This is a genomic window from Streptomyces sp. NPDC085927 (assembly GCF_044540975.1).
GTDB classification, from domain to species: Bacteria; Actinomycetota; Actinomycetes; order Streptomycetales; family Streptomycetaceae; genus Streptomyces; species Streptomyces hirsutus.
This window is the reverse complement of sequence record NZ_JBITSN010000015.1, coordinates 87,451-98,257: the sequence shown is the minus strand read 5'-3', so window position 1 is coordinate 98,257 and position 10,807 is coordinate 87,451. Positions and strand designations below refer to the sequence as shown.

The following is a 10,807-nucleotide window of genomic DNA, read 5'->3' as shown; positions in this document are numbered from 1 at the left end:
GGGGCGGGGGCCCGCCGCACGGAACCCCCCCCGGGGGGGGCCCCGCCCCGGCGCTATTCACCCCCCCGCGGGCGGGGCCCGGCACCGTTTGGGGCCCCATTGGGGTCCGGGGCCCCTGCCGCTGTTCACGGACGGGTTCACCAGAGGCGTCTGGTGTTCCCCTTGGTGTACTGCTCCGTGTATTCGTCCTGGTGCGTCAGAAGCCAGCACTTGAAGCCGAGGCACACGAGGTCGATCTCTCTGGAGGACAGGCCCGCACGGCCGCCGATCTCCGTGAACCTCTCCTTGAAAGCGGCCTGGGCCGTGGGCACGGGAACCCACGCGATCGCCACCGCCTGGAGCAGGGCGATACAGACGTCCCAGAGCTCCGCCTCCAGTTCGGGTTCCAGAACGATGTGGGGCGTCACGGCTGTTTGAAGGTGTCCGCCGACGTGCCCGTCGGTGTGTCCGTGTCGGACTGTGGCTCCTCCTGGAAAACGCCCTCGGCCGTGGTGGCCGTCAGGGAACGGTCGAACCAGACGGAGAGCGTGTCGAGGTCGGTGCAGGCGGTGACGCGCTCGCGGACGGTGTCGGAGACGGCGAGCCCACGCACCTTGAGCACGCGCAGGATGTCCTCGGCCCTGCCTTCGGCTTTGCCGTCCAGGTACTTCTCCTCGAAAAGTGTCCTGTGCCCCGGGAAGTGGGTGACGACGTCCTGCATCGTGGTTCTCCAGTTCTCCCTGGTCGGTGTGTCCACCAGACCGACTTCCACCACTTCGAACCAGTACCCGGTGGTGACCGGCTCGAAGGCCACGAGTCCGCGGGCGACCGTTTCCAGTATGGCGGCTGCCCGGCGGCTCTGGCTGTGAACGATGGCCGAGAGCGCGGCCAGTGCCGGCTGCCGGGCCACGACCGTCTCGTCGGTGATCTCCGGGACGGTCTGCGGGCCCAGGACGAACGGGTGCGTGACCTGGGTCGTCCACGGACCCACGGCGCACTCGAAGGGGCCCATCGCCCAGGCCGCCGTGGACCGGTCCCGGCAGACCACCACCAGCAGCACCGGCATGTCGTACTTCGCACGCAGGTACGAGACGTAGTACGACCAGCTCTTCGCCTTGTCGGGGTCCTTCTTCGTCTGCGACTCCACCGCCAGGACGAAGTTCTCCCCCATGTCGGGCTCGAACATGAGCACCGTGTCCACGCGGCGCTCCAGCGGCCGGATCTCGGTGGCGTCGGGGGAGAGCTCGTGGAAGTCCGGCTTCGAGGGCGGCGGCAGGCCGAGTGCCTCGAAGACGGGAGCGAAGGCTTCCGGATGCTCCTGGAAGAGCCGGTGGGAGGCCTCGTGTGTTGCTGTGACCATGAGCGGAAGCCTGTGGGGTGTGCGGTCCCGCCGTGGGGCATATGCGGGAGCACTCACTCGTTCGAGAGATGGAGAAACGTTCCACAGGGGGAAGAATGAGTTGTCGCGTTGACGTGGGGTTCGGCTGGGTCAGCGGGCCACGAACTGGGTGAGGATCGCCTGCACCTCGTAGATGTCGACGCCCTTGGTGAAGGTCTTCTGCACCGGGGCGGGGGTGCCGGAGAGCCAGATCTTCAGCTCGGCGTCGAGGTCGAAGGTGCCGGCCGTCTCGACGGCGAAGTGGGTGATGCTGCGGTACGGGATGGAGTGGTACTCGGTCTTCTTGCCGGTGATGCCCTGCTTGTCGATCAGGATCAGCCGGCGGTCGGTGAAGAGGATGGTGTCGCGGATCAGCAGGTAGGCGGCGTGCACCTGCTCGCCGTGGCCCAGGAGGCGGGCGTACTCCTGCTGCGCCTGCGCCGGGTTGATGCTGTGCGCGTTGCCGAACAGTGCCATGAAAGGTCCCCTGCGTGAAGTGGTCTTCGCATGAAGTGATCTTTCCTGGACGTTATCGGACATCGCCGAACGCGTCAGGGCCCGGGAACCTTTGTTCCCGGGCCCTGACGTCGGTGGTGCGGGGTCGTTACGCGGGCTGCGGCTCGCCGCCGAAGCGCTCCTTGTACGCGTCCAGGTCGTCGTCCGTCAGCTTGGCGAAGAGGACCGGCGGGACGGTGAAGGGCGTGCCGGCGGGGACCGAGGTCAGGGCGCGGGCCTCCTCGGCGGTGACCCAGGTCGCGGTGTCACCGGTCAGGGAGAAGACCTGGCGCATCGCCGCCGACGTCGACGGGATGAACGGCTCCGACACCACCGCGTACAGGCGGATCAGGTTCATCGCCGTACGCAGGGTGAGGGCGGCGCCGTCCTTGTCGGTCTTGATCTCCAGCCAGGGGGCCTTCTCCTCCAGGTAGGAGTTGCCCGCGGACCACAGGGCACGCAGCGCGGCCGCCGCCTTGCGGAACTGCAGCGCCTCCATCTGGGCCTCGTACTCCGCGAGGAGCGCCGCGATCTCCTGGCCGAGCCTGGTCTCGGCCTCGCCGGGCTCGCCGCCCGCCGGGACCTCCTCGCCGAAGCGCTTCTTCGAGAAGGACAGGACACGGTTGACGAAGTTGCCCAGGGTGTCGGCCAGGTCCTTGTTCACCGTGGCGGTGAAGTGCTCCCAGGTGAACGAGGCATCGTCCGACTCCGGCGCGTTGGCGATCAGGAAGTACCGCCAGTAGTCGGCCGGGAGGATGTCCAGCGCCTGGTCGGTGAAGACACCGCGCTTCTGGGAGGTGGAGAACTTGCCGCCGTAGTACGTCAGCCAGTTGAAGGCCTTGACGTAGTCGACCTTCTTCCACGGCTCGCGGACGCCCAGCTGGGTGGCCGGGAACATCACCGTGTGGAACGGGACGTTGTCCTTCGCCATGAACTCCGTGTAGCGGACGGTGTCGTCCGCCTCGTACCACCACGACCTCCAGTCGCGCGTCTCACCGTCGGGCGCGGAGTCCGCCCACTCCTTCGTCGCGGCGATGTACTCGATCGGGGCGTCGAACCAGACGTAGAAGACCTTGCCCTCGGCCGCCAGCTCCGGCCAGGTGTCGGCCGGCACCGGGACGCCCCAGTCCAGATCGCGGGTGATCGCGCGGTCGTGCAGGCCCTCGGTCAGCCACTTGCGGGCGATGGACGCGGCCAGCTGGGGCCACTCCTCCTCGTGCCGGGCCACCCACTCCTCGACCTCGTGCTGGAGCTTCGACTGGAGGAGGAAGAGGTGCTTGGTCTCGCGGACCTCCAGCTCCGTGGAGCCGGAGATCGCCGACCGCGGGTCGATCAGGTCGGTCGGGTCCAGCACACGGGTGCAGTTCTCGCACTGGTCGCCACGCGCCTTGTCGTAGCCGCAGTGCGGGCAGGTGCCCTCCACGTAGCGGTCCGGGAGGAAGCGGCCGTCGGCCGGGCTGTAGACCTGCCGGATCGCACGCTCCTCGATGAACCCGTTCTCCTGGAGACGGCGGGCGAAGTGCTGCGTGATCTCCACGTTCTGCTGCGAGGAGCTGCGGCCGAAGTGGTCGAAGGCGAGGGCGAAGCCGTCGTAGACCGCCTTCTGCGCGTCGTGCGCCTGCGCGCAGAACACGTCGACGGGCAGGCCCTGGTCCTTCGCGGCCAGCTCGGCCGGGGTGCCGTGCTCGTCCGTCGCGCAGATGTACAGGACGTCGTGACCGCGCTGACGCAGGTAACGGGAGTAGACGTCCGCCGGGAGCATGGACCCCACCATGTTGCCCAGGTGCTTGATCCCGTTGATGTACGGAAGGGCGCTGGTGATGAGGTGTCGAGCCATCGGGGGCTGCTCCCAGGTTGAAACGTACGGAACCTCCAAATCGTAGCCGACACGGGTACGCCGCCCGCTTCTCGTTTTATGGGCTGAGAAGCGGGCGGCGCGGGGGTGTGCGGGAGGGCTCTCGCCCGTCTGTCACCCGTGGACCGGGGTTCCGGGTCCCCGGGTCAGGGGCGCCAGGACTCCAGTACGGCCTCGTAGAGCTCCTTGTCGGTGAGCTCCAGAGGAGACTCGCCGGCGAGGAAGTGGGCCGTGTTCGGCGTCTTCAGCTTGCGGAGGTAGTCGAACGCCTTGTTGTCCGGGTCCCCGAAGGCGACGAACGAGAAGAAGACGGAGGAGTGGGTCTTCGCGGCCTCCGTGAGGGACTGCGTCGCGGGGGTCTTCGCGTCGGGGGCGCCGTCCGTCTGGAAGACCACCAGGGCGGGCGTGCCGGGTGCCGCCTTGTCGTGCAGGGCGAGGACCTCGGCCACAGCCGCGTGGTAGCTGGTCCGGCCCATACGGCCGAGCGACGCGTGCAGGGTGTCGATCTTGTTCTCGTGGTCGGCGAGGGTCAGCTCGCCGGTTCCGTCGATCTCGGTGGAGAAGAAGACGACCTTGACCGTGACGGACTCGGGGTCCGTGTCGAGGTGGGCCGCGAGAGCGAGGGTCTGCTCGGCGAGGGCCTGTGCGGAACCGTCCTTGTAGTACGGGCGCATCGACGCGGAACGGTCCAGGACGAGGTAGACCTTGGCGCGGGCGTCGGCGAGGCCGCGCTCCGCGAGGGCCTGGCCTGCGGCTTCGTAGGCAGTGCGGAGTGCCTCCGGCGTTTTGAGGGGGGTGGTGGGGCTGGTGGTGACCTCGCCGTCGGCGGCCTCGGGCTGGGATTCCGGGGTCGCCTGCGGCTGTGTTTCCGCCGGCTCCGACTCCGGCTCCGGCTTCGGCTCGGCTTCAGCCTCGGGGGCGGGCTCGGGTTCGGTGGTGACCTCGGCCTCGGCTTCGCCTCCGGCCTTGGTCGTGTTCCCACCCGCACCGCCCGTGCGGCTTTCGTCGTCGGGTGCGGGTGGCCCCTGGGGGGCGTCCTCGCCGTCGGCGGCCTCCGGCTGGGATTCCGGGGTCGCCTCCGGCTCCGGCGTCGTCGCTGCCGCGGGCTGTGCCTCCGGCTCCGACGTCGGCTCCGGCTCTGCCTCCGGGGTGGTCTCGGCCTCGGCCGCGGGTTCCGGTTCCGGCTCTGCCTTCCGGGCGGTTTCGGCCTCGACTGCGGGTTCCGGTTCCGGCTTCGGCTCTGGTGCGGCCTCGGTCACCGGCTCGGCTTGGGGCTCGGGCTGGGCCTCCGGGACGGCCTCGGCCACCGGCTGGGGCTCCGGGGCGGCCTCGGGCTCGGGGGCGGTGTCGGCCTCGGCCTTGGGCTCGGGGTCGGCCTCGGCCTCGGCCTTGGGCTCAGGGGCGGCCTCGGCCTCGGCCTCGGGCTGGGGAGTGTCAGGGGTTGTTGCCGGCTTCGGCTCGGGCTTTTCGGCCGCGGCTTCGGGGGTCGGCTCCGGGGCGGGGTGGGTCTCTGTCTTCGGTTCCGGGGAGCTGGTGGTGGGCGTTGTGTTGTCGAAGGCCGCGGAGACGAGGTCGTGTTCGTCGGCGCGGGGTTCCGGGACGGAGGCCTTGGTGGCCTGCGGCGTCGGTTCGGGGGAGGGGGACGGGAGTCGGGGGGCCGAAGCTGCGGCCGCCGTGGACTCGTCGGTCGGCTCGGGCGGCGTCGGGGTGGCCGCGGTCGCGGCGTCCGGACGGGCGGTTTGTTCCGCACCGTCCGTTCCGGCGACCGGCGCCGCACCCTCCACCTCTGCCGTGCTCGCTTTGCGTGACCGGCCGAACGCGTTCCGCAGGAGAGTGAGAATGCCCATGTGCGCAACCCTTCGCGTGAGTTGTAGCCCGTCAATCCCTGGCCAGGACGGACACGTAAGGTTAGCGGCCCTCGTGGGTGATCTTGGGCAGGGTGTCAAGAGCGCCATTCGGCCCCTGTGGGCCGGAGTGCAGTGAAGCAGGTAACTCCCTTCGTGCTGCCGCAGGTTCACTCTCCGTTCACCCTGGCGCCCGGCTGCCGCACATATGTGCCCCTACGGTCACGCTGACACCCCGGGTTTCCAAGGAGAGAACACGTGCGCAAGCTGCTTCCGTTGATCGGGACGCCGTCCAGTTCGCACCCTGGCGGCCGGTCCGCCATGACCTGCCGTTTCCGGTGTGGTGACGCCTGCTTCCACGAGGTGCCCAACACCAGCTCCAACGCATACGTCGGTGACGTCATCTCCGACGCCCTCAGCCGCCGGTCGATGATGCGGGCCGCCGCCGCTGTCACGGTGGTCGCGGCCGGTGCCGGCGCGGTCGGCCTCGCCGGTGCTCCCGAGGTCCAGGCGGCCCCCGTCGCCGGCAAGGGGGGCCAGGGCCACGGCCACGGGCACCAGAAGCCGAAGGGGGCCCGCGGCCTGCGGTTCACGTCCGTCGCGCCCAACACCGCCGACGTCGTCACCGTGCCGGAGGGCTACGGCCAGAACGTCGTCATCCGCTGGGGTGAGCCCATCCTGCGCGGCGCGCCCGCCTTCGACCCCGAGAACCAGACGGCCGAGGCGCAGGCCGGGCAGTTCGGGTACAACGTCGACTTCCTCGCGCTGCTCCCCCTCAAGGGCGAGCGCGGCCGGCAACTGCTCGTGGCCAACCACGAGTACACCGACGAGGTCCTGATGTTCCGCGGCTACGACGCCGACAACCCCACCCGCGAGCAGGTGGAGATCGGCTGGGCCGCGCACGGTCTGGGCGTGGTCGTCGTCGAGGAGGACCGCAGGAGCGGCAAGCTCACGCCTGTCACCCGGCACCACCTCAACCGGCGTCTCACCGCGACCTCCGAGTTCCGGCTGACCGGTCCCGTCGCCGGGTCCGACCTGGTGAAGACCTCCGCCGACCCGGCCGGCCGCAAGGTGCTCGGCACCCTCAACAACTGCGCCGGCGGCACCACCCCGTGGGGCACGACCCTGCACGGCGAGGAGAACTTCAACCAGTACTTCGCCCACGGCAGCCGCACGACCGACAAGCGGTACGGCATCGGCACCGGCGCCACCGAGCGCAAGTGGGAGCGGTTCGACAAGCGGTTCGACCTCGCCCAGGAGCCCAACGAGGCGCACCGGTTCGGCTACGTCGTCGAACTCGACCCGTACGACCCGGACTCCGTCCCGCGCAAGCGCACCGCGCTGGGCCGCTTCAAGCACGAGGGCGCGACCGTGCGCCTGACGCACGACGGCCGCCCGGTCGTGTACTCCGGTGACGACGAGCGGTTCGACTACCTCTACAAGTTCGTCGGCAGCAAGCGGATGCGGCACGGCAGCAGCCGCTCCGCGCGCGAGCACAACCTCACGCTGCTCGACGAGGGCACCCTCTACGTCGCCAGGATCACCGGTGACTCGCCGGCCATCGAGATCGACGGCACCGGCAAGCTCCCGAAGGACGGCGAGTTCGACGGCAGCGGCCAGTGGATCCCGCTGGCCACCGCCACCGCCAAGGGCGCCGTCTCGCACGTCGACGGGATGACCGCCGAGGAGGTCTTCGTCTTCACGCGGCTCGCCGGCGACAAGGTGGGCGCCACCAAGATGGACCGCCCCGAGGACGTCGAGCCCAACCCGGTCACCGGCAAGGTCTACGTCGCCCTGACCAACAACACCAACCGCGGTGTCGGTACGAACCCCAAGGCGGACGAGGCCAACCCGCGCAACGCCAACAAGCACGGTCACGTCCTCGAGCTGACCGAGCGCTGGAACCGGCCGGAGAGCACCCGGTTCGCCTGGTCGCTGTTCCTGGTCGCGGGCGACCCGCAGGACCCGGCGACGTACTTCGCCGGCTTCCCGAAGGACTCCGTGAGCCCCATCTCCTGCCCGGACAACGTCGCCTTCGACGACCACGGCAACCTGTGGATCTCCACCGACGGCGCCGCCCTCGGCTCGCACGACGGGCTCTTCGGTGTCGCTACGCGCGGTGACCGCCGCGGTGAGCTGAAGCAGTTCCTCACCGTGCCGAAGGGCGCGGAGACCTGCGGTCCGATCGTCCAGGACCGGCGGGTGCTCGTCGCCGTGCAGCACCCCGGTGAGGTGGACGGCGCGTCGGCGGAGAACCCGGGCAGCACCTGGCCCGACGGACCCGGCACGTACCCCCGGCCCGCCGTGGTCGCCGTGTGGCGCACCGACGGCCGCGACATCGGCGTCTGACGGCGACGAACAAGGCACTGACACGGGACCGGGACCGAGACCGGGACTGAGATCGGGACCGAGACCGGGACTGAGATCGGGACCGGAACCGGGATCGGCACCGGTTCGGGTTCGGTCACGGATGGGGTGCGGGCTCTCTGCGGGGCGCTCGCACCCCATCCGTCGTGTCCGGGTGCGGCACGGCGCCGGCCCGGGGTCAGCCGCCGTGGTGCAGTGCGAGGTCGACGACCAGGGTGCGGTGGTCGGTGTCGGCGAGGTCGAGGAAGCGGGGCCGGTCCGCGGCGAACTGCCGGGACACCAGCACGTGGTCGATCTGGGTGCCGAACGTCGGCGTGGTCCTGGCCGGCCAGGTCGGGACCCGGTGGGCGCCGCCCAGCCGGGCGGCGTCGCTGAGCCCGGAGTCGAGGAGGCGCCGGAAGGCGGCGTGGTCCTGGGAGGCGTTGAAGTCCCCGGCGAGCACCGTCGGGGCCGTCGGGTCCGCGGTGACGACGTCGCGCAGCCCGCGGAGCTCCCGTTCCCAGACGTCCACCTGGCCGGGGATCGGGGGCATGGGGTGGGCGAGCTGGAGCCGTACGGCGTGCCCGTCGACGTCGGCGACGGCGCCGGGCATGCCCAGGGTGCCGGGGACGCCCTCGGTGCCCTTGAGCGGGAAGCGGCTGAGGATGACGGATCCCTCGGAGCCGCCGCCCGCCACGGCCCGGCGGTGCGGGTAGTCCGCCGTCAGGTCCCGCCGCAGCAGCGCGTCGCAGGTGTACTCGCACTCCTGGACGAACACCACGTCCGGCTTCAGCCGGCGCACGGCGTCGACCAGCCCGGCGGTGGCCCGGCCGAACTCGACGTTGGACGTCATCACCCGGAACTCGGCGACGGGCGGCCCGGCGGGTGTGCCGGTCTTCCCGTACGGCTCGATGAACCAGGCCAGCAGCCCGAGCAGGACGACGCCCCACACCGCGCCGGTCCACCACCGGGCGAGCAGGATGAACAGCAGCCCGAAGGCGGTCGGTACGAGGAGCCAGGGCAGGAACGCGAGCAGCTGGGGCACGGGGGTGACCGCGTCGGTGCCGACGGCCCGGCAGCCGACGATCACGCTCACCCCGGCGAAGAGCAGTGCCGCCGACCAGCCGCCGAACCGCCGCTTTCCGCTGCGGCGTCCGGTTCCTTCTCCGGTGTCCGCCCATTCGGCCGTCCCGGCAGTCGCAGTGTTCAACGTCCGGCCTTCCGCTCACGGTGATCGATCCGTGGAGATCCTCCCTCAAAGACGAGGGCCGGCGACGGGAGGTTGCGGCGATCCGTTCCGTACCTCGTCACAGGCCGGTGACGAGGCCCCGGTGACGGTCCTGGTCTTTGCCCGCCGCCTCCGCGAACGCCCTGCCGCGGGCTCGCGCCGGCGCCTGCGGAGGCCGGTCAGCAGGCAGGCGAGGGCCACCGTCAGGCCCAGGGCGAGCAGCGTCCAGGACGCGGTGCGCAGCGTGGCGGTGAGGGCGTCGTAGACCACGCCCGCCGCGGGGCGGTGGACCGGTTCGGGCACGTCGGCCAGGGTGAGCCGGCGGCCGGCCGCGACGGCGACGGCGAGCAGGCCGCCGCCCAGGGCGACGCCGAGCCCGGTCGCGGTGAGCGCGCGGCGGCGGTGGACGGCGACGGTGATCCCGGTGACGGCCAGGACGACGGCCGCGAGGGGCAGCCAGAAGGCCGCGGCGTCCAGCAGCCGGTATCCCGTCCGGAGCTCGGCCGTCTCCTCGGCCGGTACCACCGCGACCCGGGTGTGCTCGACCGGAATGCGGTCGGCGAACGGCATGCGGTCGGCGACGAGTTGCCGCTTCAGCTCGGCGGTGACGGGCGCGAGGTCGACGGTGACCGGGCCGGGGTCCGCCCGGCCGTCGCGCAGGGCGTGCAGGACCGCGTCGTGGACGGCCCGGTTCCCCGCCTCCCACACGGTGCCGAACGCCTCGGTGTGGGTGAACGAGCGGACGGCGTCCCGTACGAACGGTCCGAACAGGTCGCGCGCCGGGCCCGCCTCCAGCTCCTGTACGACCCCGTCCCCGACGGCGTCGGCGACCGCGTCGCGCACGGCGGGGTCGGCGGACAGCGGCGCCATGGTGCCGACGTACCGCCCGGTGTCGGCCAGCCCGTGCACCGTCCAGGCCGCGAGCGCGGCACAGGGCACGAGCAGGCACGCCAGGGCGACGAGCGCCGCCGACAGGGCGTTGCGCAGGCGTGCGGGCGTCCGCTCGCGGCGGGGCGGGTCCGGTGGCTCCGGCGGGTCCGGTGGTATGGCGTGGGGCGGCACCCCTTCAGCCAAGGCGCGGGGGGACGTCCACGCGAGCGCAGGGCGGGCATCCGGAGTATCCGGGATGTCCGGAGTGCCCGGGGCGCTGCGCCCGTCGTGCCGGCGGTCCGCCGACCCGGCGGAACGACCGCGTCACTCGGTGCGGTGGCCCTGCGCGTCCTCGTGCGTGTAGTACCGGTAGAACAGAGTGGCGAAGACGCCCGCCGCCACCACCACTCCCAGCGCGGTCGACCGCAGCACGCTCATGTTGGACTGGCTGACCAGGAAGCCGACCGCGGCGCAGGAGAACGCGCCCCACAGCACGGCGTGCACCTCGCGCCGCAGCTTCGACGCGACGTTCAGCAGGGCTGTGCACAGGACGGCGAACGTCAGCGCGGTGAGGAAGCCGAACAGGATGTTCCAGCCGGTGAGGGGACCGCCGTAGCGCCGGTTGGCCGCCGCCCAGTAGCCGTAGACGAGCCCGAGGACGATGGGCACCGCCAGCTTGGCGACGGCATGGGCCCGCTCACTGAAGACGCGGATCCTGTCCGGCTGCTGCCCGGGCATGATCCGGGGTCTGGGTGCCGCATGAGCCATGAGCGCATTCCTCTCTCCTCGCCCCCGCCTCCAGCGCACACCTG

9 protein-coding genes are annotated in these 10,807 nt (G+C 71.2%); 1 reads left to right on the top strand and 8 read right to left on the bottom strand.

What is annotated here, in order from left to right; translation table 11 throughout:
* Positions 1–137 precede the first annotated feature (137 nt).
* The 5 genes from ACIF80_RS30200 to ACIF80_RS30180 all read right to left on the bottom strand — a co-directional run bounded on the left by ACIF80_RS30200 (position 138) and on the right by ACIF80_RS30180 (position 5,554).
* Positions 138–407 carry a hypothetical protein gene (locus ACIF80_RS30200; RefSeq protein ID WP_399810387.1) on the bottom strand — a complete coding sequence of 90 codons (270 nt, stop codon included), beginning with the start codon at positions 405–407 and terminating at the stop codon, positions 138–140.
* The gene (locus ACIF80_RS30195) at positions 404–1,339 is read right to left on the bottom strand and encodes a hypothetical protein (protein ID WP_399810386.1); all 936 of its coding nucleotides are present in this window, start codon (positions 1,337–1,339) and stop codon (positions 404–406) included. The genes ACIF80_RS30200 and ACIF80_RS30195 overlap by 4 nt, the downstream gene beginning before the upstream one ends.
* A gap of 129 nt (positions 1,340–1,468) precedes the next feature.
* Positions 1,469–1,834: a PH domain-containing protein gene (locus ACIF80_RS30190; RefSeq protein WP_399810384.1), complete on the bottom strand. Its 366-nt coding sequence runs from the start codon at positions 1,832–1,834 to the stop codon at positions 1,469–1,471.
* Between the two features lie 127 nt (positions 1,835–1,961).
* A complete protein-coding gene (gene metG, locus ACIF80_RS30185) occupies positions 1,962–3,689 on the bottom strand; it encodes a methionine--tRNA ligase (RefSeq protein WP_399810382.1) in 1,728 nt (575 codons plus the stop codon).
* Between the two features lie 164 nt (positions 3,690–3,853).
* Entirely contained in the window at positions 3,854–5,554 is a 1,701-nt protein-coding gene (locus tag ACIF80_RS30180) for a VWA domain-containing protein (RefSeq protein ID WP_399810380.1), read from the bottom strand.
* 255 nt (positions 5,555–5,809) lie between these two features.
* Between ACIF80_RS30180 and ACIF80_RS30175 the strand changes: the two genes are divergently transcribed.
* A complete protein-coding gene (locus ACIF80_RS30175) occupies positions 5,810–7,900 on the top strand; it encodes a PhoX family protein (protein ID WP_399810378.1) in 2,091 nt (696 codons plus the stop codon).
* A 196-nt stretch (positions 7,901–8,096) separates the two neighbouring features.
* Here ACIF80_RS30175 and ACIF80_RS30170 read toward each other — a convergent pair whose 3' ends face one another.
* From ACIF80_RS30170 to ACIF80_RS30160, 3 genes are all read right to left on the bottom strand, one after another.
* Entirely contained in the window at positions 8,097–9,107 is a 1,011-nt protein-coding gene (locus ACIF80_RS30170; RefSeq protein WP_399810376.1) for an endonuclease/exonuclease/phosphatase family protein, read from the bottom strand.
* A gap of 45 nt (positions 9,108–9,152) precedes the next feature.
* Positions 9,153–10,112, bottom strand: coding sequence for a hypothetical protein (locus ACIF80_RS30165; RefSeq protein WP_399810539.1), 960 nt, complete (start codon positions 10,110–10,112; stop codon positions 9,153–9,155).
* 207 nt (positions 10,113–10,319) lie between these two features.
* Positions 10,320–10,763: a hypothetical protein gene (locus ACIF80_RS30160; RefSeq protein WP_399810374.1), complete on the bottom strand. Its 444-nt coding sequence runs from the start codon at positions 10,761–10,763 to the stop codon at positions 10,320–10,322.
* Between the last annotated feature and the right edge of the window lie 44 nt (positions 10,764–10,807).